This window comes from Pseudomonas sp. GW823-FHT06E10 (assembly GCF_058794995.1).
Map to the genome: position 1 here is coordinate 52,338 of NZ_JBXAHJ010000019.1, position 23,697 is coordinate 76,034.

General features: G+C 57.5%; 27 protein-coding genes. 19 read left to right on the forward strand and 8 right to left on the reverse strand.

Going from position 1 to position 23,697, the window contains the following annotated elements:
- Window positions 1–12: 12 nt before the first annotated feature.
- From AC1Q6Y_RS24955 to AC1Q6Y_RS24975, 5 genes are read left to right on the forward strand one after another with little or no spacing between them, the layout of a single operon-like run.
- Window positions 13–1,365 (forward strand): amidase family protein, encoded by a 1,353-nt coding sequence (locus AC1Q6Y_RS24955; protein ID WP_492625375.1) that lies wholly within the window; start codon window positions 13–15, stop codon window positions 1,363–1,365.
- A 57-nt stretch (window positions 1,366–1,422) separates the two neighbouring features.
- Window positions 1,423–2,169: a radical SAM/SPASM domain-containing protein gene (locus AC1Q6Y_RS24960; protein WP_492625376.1), complete on the forward strand. Its 747-nt coding sequence runs from the start codon at window positions 1,423–1,425 to the stop codon at window positions 2,167–2,169.
- A gap of 44 nt (window positions 2,170–2,213) precedes the next feature.
- The gene (locus tag AC1Q6Y_RS24965) at window positions 2,214–3,536 is read left to right on the forward strand and encodes a DegT/DnrJ/EryC1/StrS family aminotransferase (RefSeq protein WP_492625377.1); all 1,323 of its coding nucleotides are present in this window, start codon (window positions 2,214–2,216) and stop codon (window positions 3,534–3,536) included.
- A gap of 23 nt (window positions 3,537–3,559) precedes the next feature.
- Window positions 3,560–5,248 carry an FAD/NAD(P)-binding protein gene (locus AC1Q6Y_RS24970; RefSeq protein ID WP_492625378.1) on the forward strand — a complete coding sequence of 563 codons (1,689 nt, stop codon included), beginning with the start codon at window positions 3,560–3,562 and terminating at the stop codon, window positions 5,246–5,248.
- Complete coding sequence (locus AC1Q6Y_RS24975) at window positions 5,229–5,957, forward strand: SDR family NAD(P)-dependent oxidoreductase (RefSeq protein WP_492625379.1); 729 nt, start codon at window positions 5,229–5,231, stop codon at window positions 5,955–5,957. Before AC1Q6Y_RS24970 ends, AC1Q6Y_RS24975 begins: the two co-directional genes overlap by 20 nt.
- Window positions 5,958–6,021: 64 nt before the next feature.
- Here AC1Q6Y_RS24975 and AC1Q6Y_RS24980 read toward each other — a convergent pair whose 3' ends face one another.
- From AC1Q6Y_RS24980 to AC1Q6Y_RS24995, 4 genes are all read right to left on the reverse strand, one after another.
- Window positions 6,022–6,723 carry a LuxR C-terminal-related transcriptional regulator gene (locus AC1Q6Y_RS24980; protein ID WP_492625380.1) on the reverse strand — a complete coding sequence of 234 codons (702 nt, stop codon included), beginning with the start codon at window positions 6,721–6,723 and terminating at the stop codon, window positions 6,022–6,024.
- A gap of 190 nt (window positions 6,724–6,913) precedes the next feature.
- A complete protein-coding gene (locus tag AC1Q6Y_RS24985; RefSeq protein ID WP_492625381.1) occupies window positions 6,914–7,279 on the reverse strand; it encodes a DUF2784 domain-containing protein in 366 nt (121 codons plus the stop codon).
- A 60-nt stretch (window positions 7,280–7,339) separates the two neighbouring features.
- A complete protein-coding gene (gene dapA / locus AC1Q6Y_RS24990) occupies window positions 7,340–8,215 on the reverse strand; it encodes a 4-hydroxy-tetrahydrodipicolinate synthase (protein ID WP_492625382.1) in 876 nt (291 codons plus the stop codon).
- Window positions 8,216–8,500: 285 nt separating this feature from the next.
- Window positions 8,501–9,436, reverse strand: a complete 936-nt coding sequence (locus tag AC1Q6Y_RS24995; protein ID WP_492625383.1) for a diguanylate cyclase — start codon at window positions 9,434–9,436, stop codon at window positions 8,501–8,503.
- A gap of 167 nt (window positions 9,437–9,603) precedes the next feature.
- Here AC1Q6Y_RS24995 and AC1Q6Y_RS25000 point away from each other — a divergent pair, with 167 nt between their 5' ends.
- From AC1Q6Y_RS25000 to AC1Q6Y_RS25010, 3 genes are all read left to right on the forward strand, one after another.
- On the forward strand, window positions 9,604–10,302 hold the full coding sequence (locus tag AC1Q6Y_RS25000) for an AzlC family ABC transporter permease (protein WP_007978998.1): 699 nt from the start codon (window positions 9,604–9,606) through the stop codon (window positions 10,300–10,302).
- Window positions 10,302–10,613: an AzlD domain-containing protein gene (locus AC1Q6Y_RS25005; protein WP_167362889.1), complete on the forward strand. Its 312-nt coding sequence runs from the start codon at window positions 10,302–10,304 to the stop codon at window positions 10,611–10,613. The genes AC1Q6Y_RS25000 and AC1Q6Y_RS25005 overlap by 1 nt, the downstream gene beginning before the upstream one ends.
- A 64-nt stretch (window positions 10,614–10,677) precedes the next feature.
- Window positions 10,678–10,824 carry a hypothetical protein gene (locus AC1Q6Y_RS25010; RefSeq protein ID WP_167362858.1) on the forward strand — a complete coding sequence of 49 codons (147 nt, stop codon included), beginning with the start codon at window positions 10,678–10,680 and terminating at the stop codon, window positions 10,822–10,824.
- A gap of 159 nt (window positions 10,825–10,983) precedes the next feature.
- On the opposite strand, the gene AC1Q6Y_RS25015 is transcribed toward AC1Q6Y_RS25010, so the two are convergent.
- A complete protein-coding gene (locus AC1Q6Y_RS25015) occupies window positions 10,984–11,664 on the reverse strand; it encodes an SOS response-associated peptidase family protein (protein ID WP_090454732.1) in 681 nt (226 codons plus the stop codon).
- 207 nt (window positions 11,665–11,871) lie between these two features.
- Here AC1Q6Y_RS25015 and AC1Q6Y_RS25020 point away from each other — a divergent pair, with 207 nt between their 5' ends.
- A complete protein-coding gene (locus AC1Q6Y_RS25020; RefSeq protein ID WP_492625384.1) occupies window positions 11,872–12,771 on the forward strand; it encodes a polysaccharide deacetylase family protein in 900 nt (299 codons plus the stop codon).
- A 232-nt stretch (window positions 12,772–13,003) separates the two neighbouring features.
- Here the strand turns inward: AC1Q6Y_RS25020 and AC1Q6Y_RS25025 are convergent, their stop codons facing one another.
- Entirely contained in the window at window positions 13,004–13,891 is an 888-nt protein-coding gene (locus AC1Q6Y_RS25025; protein ID WP_057715474.1) for a LysR family transcriptional regulator, read from the reverse strand.
- Window positions 13,892–14,015: 124 nt separating this feature from the next.
- On the opposite strand from AC1Q6Y_RS25025, the gene AC1Q6Y_RS25030 reads away from it, so the two are divergent.
- The 9 genes from AC1Q6Y_RS25030 to AC1Q6Y_RS25070 all read left to right on the forward strand — a co-directional run bounded on the left by AC1Q6Y_RS25030 (window position 14,016) and on the right by AC1Q6Y_RS25070 (window position 22,433).
- Window positions 14,016–15,164 carry a muconate cycloisomerase family protein gene (locus AC1Q6Y_RS25030; RefSeq protein ID WP_174245512.1) on the forward strand — a complete coding sequence of 383 codons (1,149 nt, stop codon included), beginning with the start codon at window positions 14,016–14,018 and terminating at the stop codon, window positions 15,162–15,164.
- 10 nt (window positions 15,165–15,174) lie between these two features.
- Window positions 15,175–15,465 carry a muconolactone Delta-isomerase gene (gene catC, locus AC1Q6Y_RS25035; protein WP_218432980.1) on the forward strand — a complete coding sequence of 97 codons (291 nt, stop codon included), beginning with the start codon at window positions 15,175–15,177 and terminating at the stop codon, window positions 15,463–15,465.
- Between the two features lie 53 nt (window positions 15,466–15,518).
- Window positions 15,519–16,448: a catechol 1,2-dioxygenase gene (gene catA, locus AC1Q6Y_RS25040; protein WP_102672559.1), complete on the forward strand. Its 930-nt coding sequence runs from the start codon at window positions 15,519–15,521 to the stop codon at window positions 16,446–16,448.
- Between the two features lie 211 nt (window positions 16,449–16,659).
- Window positions 16,660–17,619, forward strand: coding sequence for an AraC family transcriptional regulator (locus tag AC1Q6Y_RS25045; protein ID WP_057715470.1), 960 nt, complete (start codon window positions 16,660–16,662; stop codon window positions 17,617–17,619).
- Window positions 17,620–17,887: 268 nt separating this feature from the next.
- Window positions 17,888–19,249, forward strand: a complete 1,362-nt coding sequence (benA, locus tag AC1Q6Y_RS25050; RefSeq protein ID WP_407516106.1) for a benzoate 1,2-dioxygenase large subunit — start codon at window positions 17,888–17,890, stop codon at window positions 19,247–19,249.
- On the forward strand, window positions 19,249–19,737 hold the full coding sequence (benB, locus tag AC1Q6Y_RS25055) for a benzoate 1,2-dioxygenase small subunit (RefSeq protein WP_057715468.1): 489 nt from the start codon (window positions 19,249–19,251) through the stop codon (window positions 19,735–19,737). The genes benA and benB overlap by 1 nt, the downstream gene beginning before the upstream one ends.
- 10 nt (window positions 19,738–19,747) lie before the next feature.
- Window positions 19,748–20,761 carry a benzoate 1,2-dioxygenase electron transfer component BenC gene (gene benC / locus AC1Q6Y_RS25060; protein WP_154910972.1) on the forward strand — a complete coding sequence of 338 codons (1,014 nt, stop codon included), beginning with the start codon at window positions 19,748–19,750 and terminating at the stop codon, window positions 20,759–20,761.
- Window positions 20,762–20,918: 157 nt separating this feature from the next.
- A complete protein-coding gene (locus AC1Q6Y_RS25065) occupies window positions 20,919–21,692 on the forward strand; it encodes a 1,6-dihydroxycyclohexa-2,4-diene-1-carboxylate dehydrogenase (RefSeq protein WP_090454739.1) in 774 nt (257 codons plus the stop codon).
- Between the two features lie 42 nt (window positions 21,693–21,734).
- Window positions 21,735–22,433, forward strand: a complete 699-nt coding sequence (locus AC1Q6Y_RS25070) for an alpha/beta hydrolase (protein WP_218498326.1) — start codon at window positions 21,735–21,737, stop codon at window positions 22,431–22,433.
- Window positions 22,434–22,436: 3 nt separating this feature from the next.
- Here AC1Q6Y_RS25070 and AC1Q6Y_RS25075 read toward each other — a convergent pair whose 3' ends face one another.
- On the reverse strand, window positions 22,437–22,799 hold the full coding sequence (locus AC1Q6Y_RS25075; protein ID WP_407516104.1) for an NUDIX hydrolase: 363 nt from the start codon (window positions 22,797–22,799) through the stop codon (window positions 22,437–22,439).
- A gap of 217 nt (window positions 22,800–23,016) precedes the next feature.
- Here AC1Q6Y_RS25075 and AC1Q6Y_RS25080 point away from each other — a divergent pair, with 217 nt between their 5' ends.
- The gene (locus AC1Q6Y_RS25080; protein ID WP_150814965.1) at window positions 23,017–23,205 is read left to right on the forward strand and encodes an SPOR domain-containing protein; all 189 of its coding nucleotides are present in this window, start codon (window positions 23,017–23,019) and stop codon (window positions 23,203–23,205) included.
- A gap of 130 nt (window positions 23,206–23,335) precedes the next feature.
- On the opposite strand, the gene osmE is transcribed toward AC1Q6Y_RS25080, so the two are convergent.
- Window positions 23,336–23,686, reverse strand: coding sequence for an osmotically-inducible lipoprotein OsmE (gene osmE, locus AC1Q6Y_RS25085; protein ID WP_349736075.1), 351 nt, complete (start codon window positions 23,684–23,686; stop codon window positions 23,336–23,338).
- Window positions 23,687–23,697: the final 11 nt, after the last annotated feature.

Consider the following 23,697-nt stretch of genomic DNA (forward strand, 5'->3'; position numbering starts at 1 on the left):
AGGGTGCAGCAGATGCTTAGCAAGAAAAATCTGCGTCAAGCGTTGGAGCAATCGGCGTCAATCAAAATGGATGCGTCGCATCCGTTTTATAAAGACAGCGACTGGGTGGACAACTATCACGTCTTTGTCAATCGGATATCTGCTGCTCCGGAAAGTGACTTTTCTGGCCGTGCAGAATTGAAACGTCGAGACGGAATACTTTCCGGCATAAGTTATATCGTCAAGGATAGTATTGACGTGGCAGGGTTTCCGACAACTAACGGTACTCTAGTCCTGAACAACAATTACCCGCCAGCTGATAATTCACTTATTGGCCGCTTGAGATCCCTGGGTGCCATTTGTATCGGCAAAGCTAATCTGGATGAAATGAGTTATGGCTGGTCATCCGATAACCCCTACTTCGGGCAGGTGGTTAATCCTGCGTACCCTCATCACTCTCCGGGTGGGAGCAGCGGTGGATGCGCAGCAGGAGTAGCAGGCGGTGCTGTCTATTTCGCCGTCGGCGAAGATACAGTGGGTTCGCTACGTATCCCGGCGGCATTCTGTGGCGTTTCTGCTTATCGAGCGCCTTGCCCGGGGTTTGCCACGGATGGAGTTTGTCCGCTGACGTCCTCCGGTTACGATCGGTTAGGGCTGATCGCGAATACCCTTGACGATATCTCGTTGCTGGACAGTCTCATCCATGAGTACCAGGAGTTACCCGCCGTAGAGCCTATCGATTTGCATATTGCCGTTGCGGCAAACTTTTCTCTGGCGGCATTGACGCCGAGTATTGAAGAGAGCATGCACGAGGCAATATTTAAACTTTCCGCCGCGGGTGCCCATATTGTCATGCAAGAGGTACCTGCCTCATTCGAGTTGGCAGCTCATGCATTAGCAACGATCGTCAACCATGAGTTGTTAGAAGCGTTTAACTCTTATCTCGGTTCTCGATCACAGGGGCCCGCGTCACTGGAAGAACTACTTGAAAGTCGTGATACCTCGGTAGCCAATAGAATCAAGGCACTGGCTTTTCCACCAGGCAGGCCTAGTCTACCCGTGTATGAGCGCGCTCAGGCGGTCGCGGGGGAAATAAAGCAAGACGTTGTCGATTATTTCAATAGAAGCAAATGCCAGGTGCTGATACATCCCACCGTCGGAATAGCAGCACCTGCGATAAATAGTCGAAATGAATTTTCAGCTGATCATCTGGCACTGGCCCGCCATGTTTCGGTCTCCAGCTGTGCTGAAACAGTTGCAATGAATTTCTCCGTGACGGGCCCAGATGCGTTACCGGTCGGTATTGAAATGTTGTGCTCCCCGGCTATTGACCATAAACATGCATTGGCAATCTGCCGCACTATTGAAACTATCGTCAAAGGATGAAGCACCGCTGAAAACAATAGTGAACGCTGTCATTTGAAAATTACGAAGCGAGGTTTTATGAGACTTTTGAACGTTGAAATAGAAATAAATTCGCGGTGTAATCGAAAATGCAGCTATTGCCCTGTGTCGATTATGCCTTTCCCTCAGGTGCCCAGATTAATTCAGGAGAACGTGCTGTCGTCGTTTATTCTCCGGTTGGAGGAAATAGATTTCGACGGGAGAATTTCCTTTCATTTTTATAATGAACCGCTAATACATAAAGGTTTGGAGTGTGTCGTCAGGCGTATTTTACAGGCGGTTCCAAAATACCGCCCTGTACTGTTTACAAACGGGGATCTTCTTACTCAGCAGCGGTATGACTCGCTGGTCGATGCCGGCATGCAAATGATTGTTATCACTTCCCACAGCGGAAAATCACACCCGCCCAGGCCCAAACAAGTTGTCCAGTTCTCAGACGATCTGGTGCTGACCAATCGTGGCGGAAAAATGGCGGAACTGCCAAAGGCCACGGAACTGGATATCTCTCAACGATGTTTTGCACCTACGGAAATGTTGATCGTTACGATCACTGGAGATGTTGTCCTGTGTTACGAGGACGCCTATCGAAGTCATGTCATGGGCAATATATGCGACCAGTCCATTGCCGAGATTTGGAACAGTGATGACTACTCGCGTATTCGAGGAGAGTTGGAAATCGGTAATCGTAAAGGTGCTTGCGAGATGTGTACCAACTGCACCAACCGCGCCCATACCACACTTGGAAAGTCCGATCGCTCCGAACCTTTTTGGGATCTCATTTCTTGAGCCATTTCTTTTAACCAGGCCATAACCCATCATTAGGAAAAGTCATGAGTATTCCTATTACCGATACAACAACTTCAATTGGCTCCAACACACCTGTGACAACGCACGTTTGGCCAAAATGGCCTTCCCATGACAGCGATACTCTGAAAGTCATTACTGAGGTGCTGAAGTCGACACGGTGGACGATAAGTGGAGCTTATAGCGGCCAAGAGGCCTATGAGCGACGATTTGCAAGGGCTTTTGCCGAGTACTGTGGTACTCGGTATTGCACGCCTGTCACTAGCGGAACCTCTGCGCTGACGATTTCGCTTCTGGCATTGGGCATAGGGGCGGGCGACGAAGTATTGATCCCCGGCCTGACTTGGGTGGCCTGCGCTTCCGCAACCTGCAGCGTGGGCGCAGTCCCGGTGCTGGTTGATATTGATCCCGAGTCCATGGCGATGTCACCGCAAGCGGCCGAAGCACGGATTAACTCGAAAACAAAGGCGATCTTGCTTGTACATGCCTACTGCCGAACGGCGGACATCGACTCGTTCGTGGACATTTGCGAGCGTTACAAAATCCCGCTTATTGAGGATTGCTCGCAGGCTCACGGGGCAATGTGGCGTGGCCGCAAGGTAGGTACATTTGGCGCCCTGGGATGTTTCAGCATGCAACAAGCCAAGGTGCTGACCTCAGGAGAAGGGGGAGCCGTTGTGACATCGGATCCCGTACTGGCGGAGAAGCTTGAGCAATTGAGGGCTGACGGCCGGCTGTTTTCGGGGACGCCTGAAGAGAGACGTTTGGAGCTGGTAGAGCGAGGAACGGTACAAGGGCAGAATTTTTGCCTGACGGAATTTCAATCCGCCATATTGCTTGACCGGCTGCAGCACCTGGATCGGCAGAATGCGCAACGTGAAGAGTGCGCAGAGACCTTGCAGGTTTTGTTCAAAGGTGAGGAGGACTTCGTCACCTTCTTGCGACGTGATCCACGTAATACACGGTGTACCTATTACAACCTGGTAATGAAAGTAGGGCTCGAAAAGTACTTCCCTGGATGCACGATAGACGCCTTGGCCCTGGCCATGACCGAAGAGTTGAATGTTCAAGTCAGCCCGCTTTATCAGCCGATGAATAAGTTCACGCTGTACAACCCACTCTCGAGCCCGCGAATAAAGAACTTTAGCAATAAGGGCGATTTCGAGCCGACGCGTTACCAACTGCCCCAAGCTGAATCAGCAAGGCGTCATCACATTACGCTGCCAAACTGGGTTTTGCTGGGAGGCGCTGGCGCAGCGCAAAGAATTGCTCAGGCCTTGAGAACACTGGTTGCTCAGCCGCATAAGGTTCTCTCCGAGCGCCAGGCACCGACATCCGACGCGTTTTAATGTCATTCACAAGGTCACATGCCATGAAAGCCGTGAGTATTACCATTATCGGGCTGGGTCCTCGAGGGCTTTGCGTGCTGGAGCGTATTTTGTCGCTGGCCGCGCAACAGCCGGAGCAGCAGGTACAGATCGTTGTCGTTAATAAAGGCGTGCCGGGGCAGGGCGTTCATGAGCAGTCCCTCTCTGACAGGTTTCTTCTGAACACAGTGGCAGGCTTACTGACCTTGATCCCCGGGGGGGGATTTCAGACATCATTGCTCAAAGGCACGTTTGTTGATTTCTTGCCCTGGCTGAATCAAAAAGGGATCGCGGCGGATACCGGCGCTTACGTACCCAGACGCCTGTTTGGAGCTTACTGCCATGAACTGTATCAGCGCTTGTTGGAGCGTTGTCCGGTGAATTGCCAAGTGGAATACATTGATGACGAGGCTATCGATGTACAACAGGCCGGGCAGAAAGAAGTCACCTGTTTGCTTACGCAGCGCAAAATTGTCAGTGACCATGTAGTGGTTGCTATCGGTCATATGCTTCCAGTGGCCAACGGCCAAGAGATGATCGCTGATATCTACACCGCCGAACTCAGTAGCCTGAATATTCCGGCAGGCAGCACTGTCGGAATACAAGGTTTTGGTTTGACGGCCATGGATGCTATCGCTGAATTGACCCGGGGCAGGGGGGGGATTTTTGCCGATGGCGTCTATAAACCGTCAGGTAACGAGCCAAATATCATCCTTTTCTCTCGTAGCGGACTACCCTCACGGGCACGTCCTGTCGATGATGGTCGCGCGGTCTTTGCTCCGACGCTCCAGTTCAATAAGCAAGCCGCACTGGCGTTGCGCAAGCAGCGGGGGCAGGCAGCGATCAACTTCATGACGGAAATTTATCCGCTGCTCGCCCAGGATGTTGCACGAGTCATGCTGGATCGGGAAGTGCCGGCGCAGGCCGCCATGGAGTTGATGAATGGCTTACTTTGGCCTGAGATGTCGCAAAAAAACAGTCAGGAATACAGTGCTGCGGTCGTTGAGTTCGTAAAACAGGACCTTTGTGAGGCTCATTTGGGGCTATCCGGAAGCGCCGTGAAGCGTGCAGTTGAAGTCTTGATGAATGCACGGGATGCCATCAGGACTGTTGTGAATTACGGGGGGCTGACGCCATCCTCCCATAGTTGGTTCTACAACCACTTTGCTTCTGCAATTAACCGTAATGCAATAGGCCCGCAGCATGACCGCCAGGACGAGTTGTTGATGTTGATCGACGCGGGAATTGTTTCAACGCCGCTCGGTCCCGCTCCCGAGTTGCAATGGGCGCCAAAGAAACACTGCTGGAATGTGCAGTCAACCGTATTTGACACCCCGGTATCCTTTGATCTCGACCAACTTCTGCAAGGCTATACCTCTCAACCGACGCTGAAGAACAACACATCTGTGTTGTTGGGCGCACTGGTTGACGGCGGGCGTATTCATGCACGTCACACTGATTGGCTCGCGACACCAGGAATTGCCGTGAATGCTGAATCAAAAGCAGTATCGTTGTATGGCGTGGCACAAGAGCATTTGTTCATTACAGGGGTCCTGACCGAAGGCAGCACCTACTACAACTGGTATGTCCCTACGATAGATGGCAAGTCCACACCTTTCGTTGAAGCGCAGAGAATCGCTTCTGCTGTATTAGGGTATGACATGGAGACCCTCGATGAAGGCGCTGGAGAGTAAAACAGCATGGGTGACGGGCGCCTGCTACGGCATTGGTCGGGCTATTGCTGACTCGCTCAGGGAGGCAGGATATGCAGTTGTTACCTTGCAGCGGGGTGGCGGTGATGTTGTCTGCGATCTTTATCAAACAAAAAAAATCGAACAGGTTTGGCAAACGGCTGAAAGAATCAAAGGCATACCCGATTTGCTCGTTTTAAATGCAGGGGCCTGTGTTGATGATGAGTTCGTCAACTCTCGGTTACCCGGGCTGCAGGCGATCTTTGCGCTGAATGTATTCAGTCCTATCTTATTGGCACGACTGGCAATACGCCGTTGGCAGGAGGAGCAAAGGGAAGGACATATCATTTTCATCGGCTCACAGGCGGCTTTGCCAGGTGCAAAGCACACAGGCAACACCCTTTACACTGCCGCCAAAGGCGCATTGCACGCCATTATTGGGCCCTTGGCTTGGGAGTGTGGCCAGACGATCAGGGTCAACTGCATTGCTCCTGGTGATGTCATGACACCCGGGGAAGAAAAGAGCCTGCAAACAAGATCGACCCAAACGGGCACTGATGTGACAGAGTTGATCGCCCTAACCGCAAAAAACACGGCACTCAAGCGCTGGGTAAAGCCTGAAGAGGTTGCACAGGCCGTGTTTTTTCTTGAGCAATGCACCGCAATGACTGGAACGATATTGAACCTGAGTGCCGGAGCAACCATTCATTGATAATCTGACAATTCGGTCCTTATTTGATGTTTTTTGCTGTGATATTTGTCCGGTGTGTTGTGTTCTATATGTAGCCTTTAACTATTGCATGGGCAATGGCTTGTGCGCGGTTGGTCGTATTTAACTTTTTTTGTATTTTCTTGTGGTGAAAATTTATTGCGTCTTGCGATAGGCCGAGAATTATTGCGATTTCTTCTGAGGTTTTTCCGTCTGCGCCCCAGAGCAGTATTTCTTTCTCTCTGGGCGATAAAAATATTGTCTGTGAAGTGGTGTTGTTTAAATTGAGTAGTTTTCTGTAAGTTTCTTCTGCAATGGTTTTCATTAATGCGCGTGATATTTTTAGCTCATGGTGGTCGATTTCATAATGTGTTCTTGCTAATAAAAAATGTTCTACTATTCCTTCGGGTTTTTGAGTGGATTGAGTTATAAAGAAAATCGAATCATTTATTTTTATCGTGTGTAAAGTTTCATGGTTTTGTGCTTGATTGAAAATTGTTAACTGTTCTGGCGTGATCTTAAAATGTCCTGTGCTTATATGAGAGCTTTTCCTAGTAAGGAAGCTTGATGCGTCAAGTGGGTAGTTTCCATAAGTATGCACTTTAGGGTTTGTAAAAGGAGTCGGATGCTGGATGTGATAGGAGAAATAGTCAAAATTCATTTCTTTTATTATTTTAAAGCATGTAGCCCATAAACTTTCGACTGTTTCGCTCTGCGATATGACCGCGTGAATATGATTTTTTAGGGAGAGTAGATCCGTACGATTCATGATGCCCCCTTTGCAGTTTAAATTTTCCGTAATAGGGGGGTACTATTGACGATTGTAGATGGGTTGTTAAGTCGGATTGTTCCTGCGTTTTCAGCTCCTTTTCCATTTATCGAGTGAGTCAGTTCCTACAAATTAGTCGCCCGATTCAACTCTTTGCTCTGGAAAAGGAGCTGCCGCAGGCTGCGATCTTTCAGGGGCGCTTCCACTTCCTGATCACTCGAAGATAAACCAGCACGTTGAGTACCAGTACCACAGCGGCAAGCCACAGTTGAATAGCCGGGGTCAGCCCGGCCGGGTAGATGACCAGCCACACATAATGCTCGATGAAACTCGCGCCATAGCCGCTTTGCCCGGCCCCATGACGCATGAGGTTTTCCCAGTCGGTCAGCGGGCAGGGCAGGTGGAAGAACTCCACCGCCATACCCCACAGCGCGGCCGGCGGGTGCCACCAGATCAGGTGGCGCCATTTGAGCACCAGCAACCCGCCGAACAACACAAACACGATGAACAGCAAGTGAAACAGCATCAGCCCGTCGGCGGCGATTCGGTACAGCATGTCGGTGCCCCTGAAGGCTGAACGAATTGCTCCATGTTACTCGGGCCGCTGGCCGTTGCTCTATCGATTGTCGCGGCCCAATGCGCTGAGCACACCCTTCAAACGCTCGGTCATCGGTTCACTGCTGCGTTGCATGGGCGCGCGCAGTTCGTCACCGATCAAGCCTTGCAGGGCCAGTGCGGTTTTCACCGGGGCCGGGTTGGGCTCCAGGAACAGGCTGTTGATCAGTGGCAGCAAACGGAAAAACGTAGCGCGGCCCTCGGCCAATTGGTTGTCGCGGATCTGTCGGTGTAATTGTACGAACAGTTCGGGATGGACATGCGCCGACGCGGCAATCGCACCTTTGGCGCCCAGGCACAGGGCATTGAAGATCTGGTTGTCTTCGCCGCACAGCACGTCGACAAGGCCGCTGTTGAGCAAGGCGAGGGTGTTGGAAAAATTACCGCCGCAATCCTTGATGGCGACGATCCGCTCGTGGGCGACGATGTTGAGCAGGATCGCCTGTTCGAAGGCCACGCCGGTACGGTATGGGATGTCGTAGAGAATCAGCGGTACGCTGGAGGCATCGGCGACCGTGCGGAAAAACGCTTCGAGGCCGGCCTGGGAAGGGCGGATGTAATACGGTGCCGGCACCAGCAGGCCAGCCACCGGGCGCTTGAGGATCTCGCTCTGGAACTGCAACAACTCGGTCAGGTTGTTACCGGCCAGGCCCATGACCACCTGTTGCGCCGGCACCAGTTCCAGCACCGCATCGAGCACCGCCAGTTGCTCATGCTTGCCCATCGCCGCCGGTTCGCCGGTGGTGCCGCAAACGATGAGTCCGTCGACACCTTTTTCCAGCAGATGGCTGACCAGCCGGCGCAAGCCGACAAAATCGATGGCGCCGTTGTGGAATGGTGTGACCAGTGGAACCCAGATACCTTGAAACGCTGACATGCACTTTCTCCTGATGGTTGACCGATTTCGTCACCGTCAGGGGCATGGAAGGAGAGTAAGCAAGGGGAGGGTGGTCCGTCGCGCTCAATGTCCTGTCAGCTCATCTGACGGGACAGCGCGCCCCGGTCACATGAGCGACTGTTTCTTCGATTTGAGGGCGTGCGCAACGCAACCTTGCGCCTTGGCAATCAAGCCAATGACGGAAGAGTCGAGATTGAAGGTTGCGGACATACTTGCTTACACCCTGAGTGAGGCGCTCAGTTTTAAAAGCCGGCGCGCCGTTTGTCAATCACGAAAATCAGCGTACTCGGCGCGCATTCGGCCATTGTGCTTGGCCTTGTACAGCAAATGATCGACCTGTTCGACGAATTCCAGGGCCGTCGCGTGCATCGACGCCAGGGTGGTGCCGACGCCGAGGCTGATACTCAGCAGCTTCGACACGTTCGAGAATTCATGGGGGATCTGCTGCTGGCGAATCAGGTGCAGGCACTTGTGCGCCACCAGCCGCGCTGACTCGGCATCGGTTTCCGGCAGCAGCCAGACAAACTCTTCACCGCCGATCCGCGCAATGAAATCCCGTGGCCGGTTCGCCGCCAGGGACAAGGTTTGCGCGACGCGGCGCAGGCATTCGTCACCCTTGATGTGGCCGTAATGGTCGTTGTACTGCTTGAAGTAGTCGATATCCAGCACGATCACCGACAATGGCAAGCCGGTGCGCTGGGCATTGTTCCACTCGCGCTCCAGCACGGTGTCGAACATGCGCCGGTTGGCGATGCAGGTCAGGCCGTCCTGGAAGGAATACTCTTCAAGCTGCTTTTGCAGGCGGATCAGGTGCTCTTCGGTTTTCTTGCGCTCGCTGATATCGAACATGAAACCTACCAGCGCCTCGACTTCGCCGTCCTTGCGCACCACATGCACCACATCGCGGATCCAGACGTACTCACCGCTTTCGGTGAGTGCGCGATAGTCGGCCTCGTGATCGATACCGGCGCGCGATTGCGAGACGCAGAAGTCCATCACGTAGTCGCGGTCATCCGGATGCATGCGCTCGACCCAGTCATTGACCGACGCCCAGCTGTGCTGTTTCCAGCCCAGCAGTTCTTCGATCTGTGGCCCGATGTAGCTGAACGTCATGGTTTTCCAGTCGATGCGCCAGGGAATCGCCCGGGTCGATTCAAGCAGGGTTTTATAAACGTCGCTGTCGGTTTCCACTGAACTCATGAAGGGCCTGCCTCGATGAAAATGCAGGGCCATCATGTTGCTAGCACTTTGGCGAATCAAGCGGGCAGCCGATGAATGGCACGCCACGTATCAGTGAGCAAGATTGTTCAAGCCTTCGGCCGCGACTGCTGGCACAGTCTGGGGTCTATCCCTGTCTGTAGAACGTTATGTCCAACTCAATCATGCCGCGCAGTGCCTTTTTGCGCGGCGCAGCGGCGATCATGCCGTTGTCCCTGGCCACCGCGCCCTGGGGCTTGCTGGCCGGTTCCATGGCCATCGAAGCCAACCTCACGCCCCTGCAAGGCCAGGGCCTGTCGAGCATTGTGTTTGCCGGTGCCGCGCAACTGGTGGCCATCGGCATGCTCAAGGGCGGTGCCGGGATTTTTTCGATCTTGCTGACCACACTGCTGCTGACCTCCCAGCATTTGCTCTACGGGATGAGCATGCGCTCGGTGATTTCGCCATTGCCGGGGCGCTGGCGTGCGGGCCTGGGGTTCTTGCTCACCGATGAGTTGTTCGCCCTGACCAGCCAGCACGACAAACAGCAGTTCAACCGCTGGTACGCCCTGGGCGTGGGCCTGACGTTCTACATCGCCTGGAACCTGTTCACCCTGGCGGGCATTGTGCTCGGCAGCAGCATTCCCGGTCTTGAACACCTGGGCCTGGATTTCTCCATCGCGGCGACCTTCATCGCCCTGATCACCCCGGTGGTGCGCAATGTGCCGACCGTGGTGTGCGTGGCGGTGTCGCTGTTCTGCTCGGTGCTGTTCAGCTACTGGCAATGGGGCTCGGCGCTGGTGCTGTCGGGGCTGGCGGGCATGACCGCCGGGTTTGTCTGCAATAAATTCTACGGTGGACGCACATGATGGTCTGGGCAGTGATTATCGGAATGGGCGTGCTGGTGTTCCTCAACCGCTATGTTTTTCTGGAACCGCGACTGCCGCTACGCTTGAGCAGCAATGCCCGGCAGTTCCTCGGGTTTGCCGTACCGGGCATGTTGACCGCCATCTGCGGGCCGATTGTATTTATGCCGGAAAAACAGCTGAATCTGCACTGGGACAATCCCTATCTGATCAGCTCGCTGGTGGCGGTCGGGCTGGTGCTCTACACGCGCAATACGTTGCTCAGCATGCTGTTGAGCATGGGTTTCTTCTTTTTGCTGCGCTGGTGGCTCTGAGCGGGGCAGGGGAACTGATCTAAGCTTAAGTTGATGACCGATCCCTTCAGGAAGAGAGGTGAACATGGCCAATGAACCCAAGCAACCGGACCCGGAAGAAGATGAAGACGAACCCACGGAAGAAGAGATTGAGCAGCAGAAACGTTCGGTACCGGACTGGAAGCATCCTGACGACGGTAAGGAACTGTCAGAGCCTGACCGCAAGTTCTGAGCAGCACGGGAATACAACGAAGCCCCGCCCTTGAGCGTAATGCAGCTGTAGGAGCGAGCTTGCTCGCGATGGTCGTCAACGATAACGCGTGTTTACTGGTTAAACGCAGCGCTCTTGGCTCCATCGCGAGCAAGCTCGCTCCTACAGCTGTTGATCAGTTCATGGGACTTCCTTGATCAGCGTGGCGCCCTGGTTCCTGACGTTGCCAACGGCCCTGTCGACCTTGTACCACTCGAATACATCGCTGGCCTCACCCTGGGATAACGCCATTTCTTCGGCTCGCTCCTTGGGCGTGGCCGGGTCCAGCCATTCCCGCGCCAGTTCGGGTGAGAACACCACCGGTCGGCGGTCATGCACGTCAAGCATGCCGCCCGCGCTGTCGGCCGTCAGAATGACGAAACCGTCGTGCTCCCTGTGGGGCGCTCCACCGATGGGGTACTGGCCGATGGCCGCGCAGAAAACCGGGGCGCGGTCCCGTCGCCGAATCAGCCACGGTTGTTTGTTGGCCTCGCCGGTGTCGACCCATTCGAACCAGTTATCAATCGGGCAGATCGCGCGATGGGGCCAGATCGCCCGAAAGTACGGGCCGTGGGCGACTTTCTCGACCCGGGCATTGACCGGCTCCACGCGATCCGTCGCCCAGTGCGGTCGCCAACCCCAACGCACGGCATCGGCGTGCAGCCGCTCGTTCTCCAGGTGCAGTAGGGCGAGTTGCGTGGTGGGGGCGGCGTTATAGTGCCCCAGGGGTTCGTTGCCGACGCGATTGATCAGCGCGTCGGGGATGCTCAGCACCGCTACGAAGTCGTGGATTCCACGGTATTGCGACAGTCGTCCGCACATGGCCTGACACTCCGGTTAAGACGCTCCGACCGAAGCTTTGAGTTTAGTTGCTCGTGGCGAAACGGGCCTGGCAAGCACCGGAACCAAACCCTGTGTACCCTATCCAACCTCGGCCCGTCGTCTCGATGCGGGCCGACGACGGATGAGCGGGCGAAGGATCCTTGCCCATTGAAGTATCGACCGTGATGGTCTGGCCCAAGGCAAAAGATGAAACGATTGTTCAAGTGTTTAACGGTGTGCGCCCTGGCAGTGGGTTTGTTCGGCTGTATCGCCGCACCCATCGAAATGACTCCGCGAACCGAGCAGCGTTTGCAGGCGCAACCCCCCATCCGGTTTCTGCTGACCTTCGATGACGGCCCCAGTGCATCGAGCTGGTGGAATCCGACCGTCACTGTATTGGAGAGCCTGGCGCAAAACCCGCTGCAATCGGACATCAAGGCCGTGTTCTTCGTGCAAACCCGCGCTCCGCGAGCCGGTGGCAGCGAATTGGGCCGGGACATCATGCGTCGTGAACATGCCGAAGGTCATATCCTGGGCTTTCACACGGCAACACCCCGGCACACCAATCATCGCTCCCTTGACCCACCGGTGTTGGAGCAGGCCCTCACCGATGGCAGCGCCGACATCGCTACGATTACCGGCGCTGCGCCAACCCTGTTGCGCCCGCCATTCTGGAACTACGACAAACGCACCTTCGCCGCTTATCAGCAGCATGGCCTGCATGTACTGCTCACCGACTTGAGCGCCAATGACGGCAAGATCTGGGGCTTCAACGCCAGCCCCCGGCGCCGGTCGCACATGCTGCGCTCGATGTCCGAAGTTCGCGAACGCATTGCCCGCAGCGAGTTGCCGGTGGTCGATGGCGTGATTCCGGTGGTGGTGACCTTCCACGACCTCAACCGCTATACCGCCCGGCATACCCGCGAATACCTGCAGATTCTGCTCGACAGCGCCCGGGAGACCGGAGTGAAAACCGCCGACAAGCCGTTTTACGACGATCAGGCTGCGTTACAGCGGGCGGCCATGGCGCGCACCGTGCGTGACGGTTCGCAGCCAGTCGAATTGCCGGGGTTCTGGAACTGGATCTGGGGCGGGAACACCCGTTAGACGCTTGCAGAAATGAGAACTGGATCGCACTCATTGCGAATTTCACCGGGCGGGTTGCGGGCTGACCCAGGTTCCCAGTGAACACTGACCTGTGGCGAGGGGGCTTGCCCCCGTTGGGGCGCGCAGCGGCCCTAAAACCATCTCAGCTTGCGACGGCTGCGCCGCCGAACGGGGCGGTGCGGCGATCCGACAAGCCCCCTCGCCACAGGTGATTATCGCCTGTTCTATTGCCTTACGCTGCTGGTGGCAGCAGCTCATCAATCATCCGCAAACAATGGTTCAACCCCGGCGATACATCGCCCACCCGTCGGCTGAGAATGATCGGCGAGGTGGCGTTGTCTTCCAGCAGCGGGGTGAAGCCGATGTCGTCGCGGTGCAGCAACTGCACCGAGGCCGGTACCAGCGTGACGCCGATTCCCGCCCCCACCAACCCGATCGCCGTTTGCAGCTCGTTGGTCCATTGCGCGACGTGGATGCTCACGCCGTAGGACTCGAACAGGGCAATCACATGGTCGGCGTAACTCGGCCTTGGATTGCCGGGGTACAGCACAAAGGGTTCCTTGGCCAGTTCCCGCAAACTGATGGGCCCTGCGAGCAACGGATGCCCGGCGGGCAGGGCGGCGACCAGGCGGTCTTCGGTGAGCACGGTCTGGACGATGGCCGGGTCGTCGATACGGATTCGGCCGAAACCGATATCGATGCGCCCGGCCTTCAACGCCTGCACCTGTTGCAGGGTGGTCATTTCAGAAAGCCCCAGCTCCAGCTCCAGCGGCTCGCCACTGCGTAACCGGCGGATCAGTTCCGGCAGCACGCCATACAGTGTCGACGGCGCAAAGCCGATACCCAGCCAGGTTTTCTCACCCAACCCGATGCGCCGGGTATTGTCGCAGACCTTGTTCAGTTGTTCGAGCAGGGCGGTGGAGTGCTCGTGGAAAAAACGCCCGGCGTCGGTCAACTTCAGCGGTCGGCCGCGCTCGAGCAGCATCACCCCCAGTTCGTCCTCCAGTTGCTGGATTTGCCGACTCAAGGGCGGCTGGGCGATGTGCAGCAACTCGGCCGCGCGGGTGAAGTTGAGGGTTTGAGCCAATACCTGGAAGTAACGCAGGTGCCGCAGTTCCATGGGGCCTCCAGTCAATCAGTTGCATACCTTTAAGGTATCAAGTCAGACCAATTCTATATTGGCTTCAGGAAAAAAGCCGTACGAGAATCGATTCCAGAACTTCAAGAACCTGACGGGTATCGAAATGCTTGCAACAGCCATTGAGTCGATCGAGACGATCATCGTCGATCTGCCGACCATCCGCCCGCACAAGCTGGCGATGCACACCATGCAGAACCAGACCCTGGTGATCATCCGCGTGCGTTGCGCCGACGGCATCGAAGGCATCGGCGAATCCACCACCATCGGTGGTCTGGCTTACGGCAATGAAAGCCCGGACAGCATCAAGACCAACATCGACACGCACTTCGCGCCACTGTTGATCGGCCAGGACAGCAACAACGTCAACGCTGCCATGTTGCGCCTGGAGCGCAGCATTCGTGGCAACACCTTCGCCAAATCCGGTATTGAAACCGCACTGCTCGACGCCTTGGGCAAACGCCTCGGCCTGCCGGTCAGCGAATTGCTTGGCGGCCGTGTTCGCGATGCGCTGCCGGTGGCCTGGACCCTGGCCAGCGGCGACACCGAGAAGGACATCGCCGAAGCGGAAAAAATGCTCGACCTGCGTCGCCACCGCATCTTCAAACTGAAGATCGGCGCCGGGGAGGTCAACCGCGACCTGGCCCACGTCATCGCTATCAAGAAGGCCTTGGGCGACCGCGCCAGCGTGCGGGTCGACGTCAATCAGGCCTGGGACGAAGCGGTGGCGCTGCGGGCCTGCCGGATCCTCGGCACCAACGGCATCGACCTGATCGAACAGCCGATCTCGCGCAACAACCGCGCCGGCATGGCTCGCCTCAACGCGATGAGCCCGGCGCCGATCATGGCCGACGAATCCATCGAATGCGTGGAAGATGCGTTCAACCTGGCCCGCGAAGGCGCAGCTTCGGTGTTCGCCCTGAAAATTGCCAAGAATGGTGGCCCACGTGCCGTATTGCGCACCGCCTCCATCGCTGAAGCGGCCGGTATTGCCCTGTACGGCGGCACCATGCTTGAAGGTGGCCTGGGCACCATGGCCTCGGCCCATGCCTTCGTCACCCTGAACAAGCTGGCGTGGGACACCGAACTGTTCGGCCCGTTGCTGCTGACCGAAGACATTCTCAGCGAACCGCTGGTGTATCGCGATTTTGAACTGCACGTGCCGAAAACGCCGGGCCTGGGCCTGAGCCTGGATGAAGAGCGCCTGGCGTTCTTCCGCCGCGACAAGACATCCACCGCCATTCATCAAGCCTGAGGAGAGCATTATGCTGTTCCACGTAAAAATGACCGTGAATCTGCCGGTCGACATGAATCCGCAAGCGGCAGCCAAACTCAAGGCTGACGAGAAAGCCCTGGCCCAGCGCCTGCAAGAGCAGGGCAAGTGGCGCCACCTGTGGCGCATCGCCGGGCACTACGCCAACTACAGCGTGTTCGATGTCGACAGCGTTCAGGAACTGCATGACCTGCTGATGCAATTACCACTGTTCCCGTACATGGCCATCGAAATCGACGCGATGTGCCGGCATCCTTCTTCCATTCGTGACGATGACCGCTGAGCCCAGCCTGTTCAGCGCTACGCTAATAATTACAAGATGAGGAACCCTTCAAAATGAACGTCAAGATTTCCCACACTGCCGAAGTCCAGAAATTTCTCGAAGAGGCCAGCGGCCTGCTCAACGATGCCGGCAACCCACGGACCAAGGCATTGGTCTATCGCATCCTGCGTGATTCGGTGAACATCATCGAAGACCTGGCCGTGACCCCGGAAGAGTTCTGGAAAGCCGTCAACTACCTCAACGTGCTGGGCGCTCGCCAGGAAGCCGGGCTGGTGGTGGCCGGTCTCGGTCTGGAGCACTACCTCGACCTGCTGATGGACGCCGAAGACGAGCAGGCCGGCAAATCCGGTGGCACGCCGCGCACCATCGAAGGCCCGCTGTACGTGGCGGGTGCGCCGCTGTCGGTTGGCGAAGCGCGTCTGGACGACGGCGTCGATCCGGGTGTGACCCTGTTCATGCAAGGCCGCGTGTTCAACACCGCTGGCGAACCCCTGGCCGGCGCCGTGGTGGATGTCTGGCACGCCAATACCGGTGGCACCTACTCGTACTTCGACACCACGCAATCGGAATTCAACCTGCGTCGCCGTATCGTGACCGACGCCGAAGGCCGCTATCGTTTCCGCAGCATCGTGCCGTCGGGCTATGGCTGCCCACCGGACGGTCCGACCCAGCAACTGCTCGATCAACTGGGTCGTCATGGCCAGCGTCCAGCGCACGTGCACTTCTTCATTTCCGCGCCGGATCATCGCCACCTGACCACCCAGATCAACCTTGACGGCGATCAATACCTGCACGACGATTTCGCCTACGCCACCCGTGACGAACTGATCGCCAAAATCACCTTCAGCGACGATCAGCAGCGCGCGGCGGCCCATGGTGTGAGCGGTCGCTTTGCCGAAATCGACTTCGATTTCACCCTGCAGTCCTCGGCTCAGCCTGAAGAACAGCAGCGCCACGAGCGGGTTCGCGCACTGGAAGACTGATAGCACGACCCTGTGGGATCACCACTCTGTGGGAGCGAGCTTGCTCGCGATAGCGGTTTTACATTCAACATCCCTGTTGACTGGCACTCCGTCATCGCGAGCAAGCTCGCTCCCACAAGGGTTTCGGCTAACTGTCTGGAAAATCTCAAGGGACTGATGCAGTGTTCTAGAATGGCCCGACGCAACCTATAACAACAACGAGAGTGACCCGATGATGCAAGCTCAACTGTTGAGTCAGCGCAGCAGAGTTTTCGACCATGCCGACCCCTATGCGGTGTCGGGCTACGTCAATCAGCACGTCGGTAATCACTGCATTCTCATGCCCCGTGCCGGCAGCCCGCTGGCCAGCCTTGACCATCGCAAGTTCGCCAGCCTCGACCTGTGCCGCATCAGCTACGGTGCCAGTGTGCGGGTGACGTCCGGTGCGCTGGACAGCATCTATCACCTGCAAGTGCTGCTGCGCGGCAATTGCCTGTGGCGTGGCCACGGCCAGGAACATTACTTCGCTCCCGGCGAATTGCTGCTGATCAATCCTGACGATCCGGTGGACCTGACGTACTCCGCCGATTGCGAAAAATTCATCCTCAAAGTCCCGACCCGCTTGTTTGAATCGGTCTGCGATGAGCAGCGCTGGCGCTATCCGGGGCAGGGCGTGCGGTTTCTGGAAAACCGTTATCAGCTCGATGAACTGGAAGGCTTCGTCAACCTGTTGGCGATGATCTGCCAGGAGGCCGAATCCACCGAGCAGATCCCCAGGGTCCAGGAGCATTACACGCAGATCATCGTCAGCAAGATGCTCAGCTTGATGAAAACCAACGTCAGCCGCCTCGAACTGGGCTCGCAGACGGCCACGTTCGAGGCGATTGCCGACTACATCGCCAATAACCTCAAGCAGGACATCGACAGCGAAGAACTGGCGCGCCAGGCCCACATGAGCCTGCGCTCGTTGTACGGATTGTTCGAGCGAAATGCCGGCCTCACGCCGAAAAACTATCTACGCCAGAAACGCCTGGAACGCATCAACGCCTGCCTCAGCGATCCGACCTGCAACGTGCGCAACGTCACCGAAGTGGCAATGGATTACGGCTTCCTGCACCTGGGCCGGTTCTCCGACAGCTACCGCAAGCAGTTCGGCGAATTGCCGTCCGATACCCTCAAGCGCCGGCATTGAGGCGCCAGCAATGGCGGCCTTGTAGTCGACCAGTCGCTCGCGGATGTACCCGATCTACTGTAGGAGCGAGCCTGCTCGCGATGGAGGTCAACGATGACGCGGGGAACCTGACACCCCGCAGTGCTCTCAGGTTTTTCGCGAGCAAGCTCGCTCCTACAAAAAACACACTGCACAAAACGGATAAAGATCTGCACTGCGCGGATATTCCAGCCTGACCCCCCGTCCTAGCATGACCCCTGCCTGAACAATAACAATGGAGGCGGCGGCCATGACCCTGCGACCCGAATATTTGCATTCCCTGCTTGAAGACGATCCCGAGCAAGGCCTCTATCGCTGCAAGCGCGAGATGTTCACCGACCCCCGGTTGTTCGATCTGGAGATGGAACACATCTTCGAAGGCAACTGGCTGTATCTGGCCCACGAAAGCCAGATCCCCAACATCAACGATTTCTACACCACCACCATGGGGCGCCAGTCGATCTTCATCGCGCGCAACAAGGACGGTGTGCTCAACGCCTTTATCAACGCCTGCAGCCATCGCGGCGCGACCCTGTGCCGGCACAAGTCCGGCAACAAGAGCTCCTACACCTGCCCGTTCCACGGCTGGACTTTCAACAACTCCGGCAAGCTGCTCAAGGTCAAGGACCCGGCCAACGCCGGATACCCGTCGAGTTTCAACTGCGAAGGCTCCCACGACCTGACCAAGGTTGCGCGGTTCGAGTCCTATCGCGGCTTCCTGTTCGGCAGCCTGAAAGCCGATGTGCTGCCACTGGTCGAACACCTGGGCGAGTCGGCGAAGATCATCGACATGATCGTCGACCAGTCCGCCGATGGCCTGGAGGTGCTGCGTGGCTCCTCCAGCTACATCTACGAAGGCAACTGGAAACTCACCGCCGAGAACGGCGCCGATGGCTACCACGTCAGCTCCGTGCACTGGAACTACGCGGCCACCCAGAACCAGCGCAAGCAGCGCGAAGCCGGCGACACCAACCCGACCATGAGCGCCGGCAGCTGGGCCAAGCAGGGCGGTGGTTTCTATTCCTTCGACAAGGGCCACATGCTGCTCTGGACCCGTTGGGCCAACCCCGAGGACCGTCCACTGTACGAGCGCCGCGATGAGCTGGCGCAAGACTTCGGCAAGGCCCGCGCCGACTGGATGATCGAGAACTCGCGCAACCTGTGCCTGTACCCGAACGTGTACCTGATGGACCAGTTCAGCTCGCAGATCCGCATTGCCCGGCCGATCTCGGTCAACCGCACGGAAATCACCATCTACTGCATCGCCCCCAAAGGCGAGAGCGACCATGCCCGTTCGAGCCGGATTCGCCAGTACGAGGATTTCTTCAACGTCAGCGGCATGGCAACGCCCGACGATCTGGAAGAGTTCCGCTCCTGCCAGACCAGCTACCAGGGCAGCGTCACCACCTGGAACGACATGTCCCGTGGCGCCGAGCACTGGATTGAAGGTGCTGACGAGGCTGCAAAAGAAATCGACCTGCATCCGCTGCTCAGCGGCGTGCGCACCGAGGACGAAGGCCTGTTCGTGCTGCAACACAAATACTGGCAGCAGACCATGCTCAAGGCCCTGGCGGCCGAGCAGTCGAAACTGATCGCCGTGGAGGACGTGTAATGACCATTTCTTACGATGCCGTGCGCGATTTCCTCTACCGCGAAGCGCGCTACCTCGACGACCGCCAGTGGGACGAGTGGCTGGAGCTGTACGCCCCCGACGCGACATTCTGGATGCCGTCCTGGGACGACAACGACGAATTGACCGAAGACCCGCAGCGGGAAATCTCGCTGATCTGGTACGGCAACCGCACGGGCCTTGAAGACCGCGTCTTCCGCATCAAGACCGAGCGCTCCAGCGCCAGCGTGCCGGACACCCGCACCTCCCACAACATCAGCAACATCGAGCTGCTCGAACAGGCCGACGGACTGTGCAAGGTGCGCTTCAACTGGCACACCCTGAGTTTTCGCTACAAGACCGTCGACAGCTATTTCGGCAGCAGTTTCTACACCCTCGACGTGCGCGGTGAAAATCCGCTGATCAAGGCCAAGAAAGTGATTCTGAAGAACGATTACGTTCGCCAGGTCATCGATGTCTACCACTTGTGAGACTGCCGTCATGACCCATTCCATTGCGTTCAATTTTGAAGACGGCGTCACCCGGTTCATCGACGCCAACGTCGGCGAAACCGTGGCCGATGCCGCGTACCGCCAGGGCATCAACATCCCGCTGGACTGCCGCGACGGTGCTTGCGGTACCTGCAAGTGTTTTGCCGAAGCCGGCACCTACGATCTGGGCGAGGAGTACATCGAAGACGCCCTCAGCCCTGAAGAGGCCGAGCAGGGTTTTGTCCTGACCTGCCAGATGCGTGCGCAGAGCGATTGCGTGGTGCGCGTACCGACGTCCTCGCAGGTTTGCCGCACCCGTCAGGCCAGTTATGACGCGACCATCAGTGCCGTGCGCCAACTGTCCGACAGCACTATCGCGCTGTCGATCAAGGGCGAATCCCTGAGCAAACTGGCGTTCCTGCCGGGGCAATACGTGAACCTGGGGATTCCCGGCAGCGAGCAGACCCGTGCCTATTCGTTCAGCTCGTTGCAACGCGACGGTGAGGTCAGTTTCCTGATCCGCAACGTGCCGGGTGGCCTGATGAGCAGCTTCCTCACCGGCATGGCCAAGGCCGGCGACTGCATGAGCCTGGCCGGTCCCTTGGGCAGCTTCTACCTGCGCGACATCCGTCGGCCGTTGTTGCTGCTGGCCGGTGGCACCGGGCTGGCGCCGTTCACCGCGATGCTGGAGAAGATCGCCGAGCAGGGCAGCGATCACCCGCTGCATCTGATCTACGGCGTGACCCACGATTTCGACCTGGTGGAACTCGACCGCCTCGAAGCCTTTGCCGCGCGCATCCCCAACTTCACCTTCAGCGCCTGCGTCGCCAGCCCCGAGAGCCAACACCCGCTCAAGGGCTATGTGACCCAGCACATCGAGCCCAGGCATTTGAACGATGGCGACGTCGACGTCTACCTGTGCGGCCCGCCGCCGATGGTCGAAGCCGTCAGCCGGTACATTGGCGAGCAAGGCATCAAGCCAGCAAATTTCTACTACGAAAAATTTGCTGCCAGCGCGGCGTGAGTCGCAGGCGATTTCCCTTGCTTGGTAAATACCCCCTGTGGGAGCGGGCTTGCTCGCGATAGCGGTCTGACAGTCACCAGATATGTCGACTGGAAGGACCTCTTCGCGAGCAAGCTCGCTCCCACAGTTGAACGGCAACCTTCTTCATGAGGTACACATGAACAGATTTCACGAAAAAGTCGCCCTGATCACCGGTGCCGCCCAAGGTATCGGGCGGCGGGTGGCCGAGCGTATGGCCGCCGAAGGGGCGAAGCTGATCCTGGTGGATCGCTCCGACCTGGTGTTCGAAGTCCAGCAACAGTTGGCGCCAACCACCCAGGTACTGGCCCTGACCGCCGACCTTGAGCAATACGAGGAATGCAGTCGGGTGATGCAAACCGCCGTCGAGCGCTTCAGTCGCCTCGATGTGCTGGTCAATAACGTCGGCGGGACGATCTGGGCCAAGCCGTTCGAGCACTATGAAGCGTCACAGATCGAGGCCGAGGTTCGCCGTTCGCTGTTCCCGACCTTGTGGTGTTGCCATGCCGCGCTGCCGTTCATGTTGCAGCAGGGCAGCGGTGCGATCGTCAACGTTTCCTCCATCGCCACCCGCAGCCTCAACCGCGTGCCCTACGGTGCGGCAAAGGGTGGGGTCAATGCCTTGACCGCTTGTCTGGCATTCGAAACCGCCGGTCGCGGCGTGCGAGTCAATGCGACGGCGCCTGGTGGCACCGAAGCACCGCCGCGACGCATACCCCGCAATGGTGCCGAGCAGAGTGAGCAGGAAAAACTCTGGTACCAGCAGATTGTCGACCAGACCCTCGACAGCAGTTTGATGAAACGCTACGGCACCCTGGATGAGCAGGCGGGGGCTATTCTGTTTCTGGCCAGCGACGACGCGTCCTATATCACCGGCATGGTCATGCCCGTGGGCGGCGGCGATCAGGGCTGAGGCGAACGACAGACAACCCCATCGGCAAACGGAGTCATGGTGATGAGTGATAAACCCACGATCGTGCTGGTCCATGGTTTTTGGGGCGGCGCTGCCCACTGGAACAAGGTCATCGTTAAATTGGTCAGCCGTGGTGACACGCGCATTCGTGCCGTCGAGTTGCCGCTGACTTCGCTGGCCGATGATGCCGAGCGTACGCGCAAGATGGTCGCCCAGGTGCCCGGTCCGGTGCTGCTGGTGGGGCATTCCTATGGCGGCGCGGTGATCACCGAAGCGGGTGATTTACCGAATGTGGTGGGCCTGGTGTACATCGCCGCGTTCGCACCGGACGCCGGTGAAAGCCCCGGTGGCATCACGCAACGGCATCTACCAGCGGCGGCGGCCAACCTGGCTCCCGACAGCGACGGATACTTGTGGGTCAAGCCTGAGCTCTACCACGAAAGCTTCTGTCAGGACCTGCCGGCGACCGAAGGGTTGGTCATGGGTATCACCCAGAAAGCGCCGCTGGCGAGTACCTTCGGTGACACTATTGGCACGGTGGCCTGGAAGAAAAAGCCATCGTGGTATCAGATTTCGACCGCAGACCGGATGATCGCGCCACAGAACCAGCAATGGATGGCGGAGCGGCTCAACGCCAGGGAGATCCTGACCTTGAATGCCAGCCACGCGTCATTGGCGTCGATGCCCGCCGAAGTGGCGGCCTTGATCGACAGGGCTGCGACGGCGTTGGCCAAAGGCTAGAGCCTACAAGCGGCGCACAAAGGTGCTGACAATACTGCGCATGGTGTCGCTGATGTTCAGGTTGTGTAGCGCATCAAGCGGGTGCCAGATGCAATCGGTGATTTCGTTCAGCGGCCGCAATTGCTCCAGATTCAGCACCGACACCTCGAATACGTGGTGTCGGGTGCCGCCCGATTCCAGTTCCAGCACGTATATCAACTCGTCGACCCGCAGGCCGGTTTCCTCCAGCAGCTCACGAACGGCGGCATCGGCTGCGCTTTCACCCTGTTCAAGCTTGCCGCCGGGCAGCGTCCAGCGTCCTCCTCGCTTGCGTACCAGCAGTACATGCCTTTCCTGCTCGAAGATGATCGTTGCGCGTACTTTCATTGATTACCTAATGGCCGGTTGAGATGGTGCAGGCATTGAAACGCAGCATTCGGGCCAGGGCCGATTGAGCACTTTACGAGTAATTCGAGGGGGCAATGCGAGGAAAAGTGCAATCGATTTCGGGAATTTCCATGGCGACGTCTGGTCGGTATTTTGGACAAGGGTGGGTGTAAGGTAGGCAAGTCAACCTGAGATCACTGCCCGAGAGGAGGTGACTATGAGCGTTCCGATGTTGAACAAGATGCACATGAATGGTTATGACGTACTCAGCGTGAACAACGGCCCCTGGCGGGTATGTACCCAGGGTGACCGACTTGGCTCGTTTGCCAGTCGGGAAGAAGCGCTGGCATTTGCCGCATCGCTGCCCGGCTACAGGGCACGTGCCGGCAGGCCAGCGGGAAAATGAAGCCCCCCTGTAGGAGCGAGCTTGCTCGCGATGGTCGCTAACGATAACGCGGGTTTCCTGGCTAAACCCGCCGCGTTTGAGTCCATCGCGAGCAAGCTCGCTCCTACAGCCTGCAAAATCCTTAAGGGCGCTAGTAGCCGCCGCCTCCGCTGGGGCGGGAGGGTTCCCGGGCCTTTTGCTGCGTGTGGCTCCATTCCGCGCAGGTCATGAAGCTCTTGTGGTCGACCATGCCGCGGCTATCGAAACTGACGTTGTACGGCTGTTGATGGTCGGCATGAGTCAGTTTGTAGTCAAAGCACGTACCGGGTTCGACGCTACGATCGCTGACCGCCAGTGGCTGGCCGCCGATTTGCCGGACTTGCTCCTGGGTCATGCCGGTGTCGACTTTCGCGACCAGCGGCTGATCCTTGTAGATCGAGTTGGTGCTGCAGCCTGCCAACGCGGTCAGTACGACGACCAGCGTGAATAGAGGTCTGTTCATGGCAGCGCTCC

What these genes read in the sequence shown, in the direction of transcription:
- AC1Q6Y_RS24955 (WP_492625375.1), top strand. Translation starts at nt 13, where the DNA reads ATGCTTAGCAAGAAAAATCTGCGTCAAGCGTTGGAGCAATCGGCGTCA.
- AC1Q6Y_RS24960 (WP_492625376.1), top strand. Translation starts at nt 1,423, where the DNA reads ATGAGACTTTTGAACGTTGAAATAGAAATAAATTCGCGGTGTAATCGA.
- AC1Q6Y_RS24965 (WP_492625377.1), top strand. Translation starts at nt 2,214, where the DNA reads ATGAGTATTCCTATTACCGATACAACAACTTCAATTGGCTCCAACACA.
- AC1Q6Y_RS24970 (WP_492625378.1), top strand. Translation starts at nt 3,560, where the DNA reads ATGAAAGCCGTGAGTATTACCATTATCGGGCTGGGTCCTCGAGGGCTT.
- AC1Q6Y_RS24975 (WP_492625379.1), top strand. Translation starts at nt 5,229, where the DNA reads ATGAAGGCGCTGGAGAGTAAAACAGCATGGGTGACGGGCGCCTGCTAC.
- AC1Q6Y_RS24980 (WP_492625380.1), bottom strand. Translation starts at nt 6,723, where the DNA reads ATGAATCGTACGGATCTACTCTCCCTAAAAAATCATATTCACGCGGTC.
- AC1Q6Y_RS24985 (WP_492625381.1), bottom strand. Translation starts at nt 7,279, where the DNA reads ATGCTGTACCGAATCGCCGCCGACGGGCTGATGCTGTTTCACTTGCTG.
- dapA (WP_492625382.1), bottom strand. Translation starts at nt 8,215, where the DNA reads ATGTCAGCGTTTCAAGGTATCTGGGTTCCACTGGTCACACCATTCCAC.
- AC1Q6Y_RS24995 (WP_492625383.1), bottom strand. Translation starts at nt 9,436, where the DNA reads ATGAGTTCAGTGGAAACCGACAGCGACGTTTATAAAACCCTGCTTGAA.
- AC1Q6Y_RS25000 (WP_007978998.1), top strand. Translation starts at nt 9,604, where the DNA reads ATGTCCAACTCAATCATGCCGCGCAGTGCCTTTTTGCGCGGCGCAGCG.
- AC1Q6Y_RS25005 (WP_167362889.1), top strand. Translation starts at nt 10,302, where the DNA reads ATGGTCTGGGCAGTGATTATCGGAATGGGCGTGCTGGTGTTCCTCAAC.
- AC1Q6Y_RS25010 (WP_167362858.1), top strand. Translation starts at nt 10,678, where the DNA reads ATGGCCAATGAACCCAAGCAACCGGACCCGGAAGAAGATGAAGACGAA.
- AC1Q6Y_RS25015 (WP_090454732.1), bottom strand. Translation starts at nt 11,664, where the DNA reads ATGTGCGGACGACTGTCGCAATACCGTGGAATCCACGACTTCGTAGCG.
- AC1Q6Y_RS25020 (WP_492625384.1), top strand. Translation starts at nt 11,872, where the DNA reads ATGAAACGATTGTTCAAGTGTTTAACGGTGTGCGCCCTGGCAGTGGGT.
- AC1Q6Y_RS25025 (WP_057715474.1), bottom strand. Translation starts at nt 13,891, where the DNA reads ATGGAACTGCGGCACCTGCGTTACTTCCAGGTATTGGCTCAAACCCTC.
- AC1Q6Y_RS25030 (WP_174245512.1), top strand. Translation starts at nt 14,016, where the DNA reads ATGCTTGCAACAGCCATTGAGTCGATCGAGACGATCATCGTCGATCTG.
- catC (WP_218432980.1), top strand. Translation starts at nt 15,175, where the DNA reads ATGCTGTTCCACGTAAAAATGACCGTGAATCTGCCGGTCGACATGAAT.
- catA (WP_102672559.1), top strand. Translation starts at nt 15,519, where the DNA reads ATGAACGTCAAGATTTCCCACACTGCCGAAGTCCAGAAATTTCTCGAA.
- AC1Q6Y_RS25045 (WP_057715470.1), top strand. Translation starts at nt 16,660, where the DNA reads ATGATGCAAGCTCAACTGTTGAGTCAGCGCAGCAGAGTTTTCGACCAT.
- benA (WP_407516106.1), top strand. Translation starts at nt 17,888, where the DNA reads ATGACCCTGCGACCCGAATATTTGCATTCCCTGCTTGAAGACGATCCC.
- benB (WP_057715468.1), top strand. Translation starts at nt 19,249, where the DNA reads ATGACCATTTCTTACGATGCCGTGCGCGATTTCCTCTACCGCGAAGCG.
- benC (WP_154910972.1), top strand. Translation starts at nt 19,748, where the DNA reads ATGACCCATTCCATTGCGTTCAATTTTGAAGACGGCGTCACCCGGTTC.
- AC1Q6Y_RS25065 (WP_090454739.1), top strand. Translation starts at nt 20,919, where the DNA reads ATGAACAGATTTCACGAAAAAGTCGCCCTGATCACCGGTGCCGCCCAA.
- AC1Q6Y_RS25070 (WP_218498326.1), top strand. Translation starts at nt 21,735, where the DNA reads ATGAGTGATAAACCCACGATCGTGCTGGTCCATGGTTTTTGGGGCGGC.
- AC1Q6Y_RS25075 (WP_407516104.1), bottom strand. Translation starts at nt 22,799, where the DNA reads ATGAAAGTACGCGCAACGATCATCTTCGAGCAGGAAAGGCATGTACTG.
- AC1Q6Y_RS25080 (WP_150814965.1), top strand. Translation starts at nt 23,017, where the DNA reads ATGAGCGTTCCGATGTTGAACAAGATGCACATGAATGGTTATGACGTA.
- osmE (WP_349736075.1), bottom strand. Translation starts at nt 23,686, where the DNA reads ATGAACAGACCTCTATTCACGCTGGTCGTCGTACTGACCGCGTTGGCA.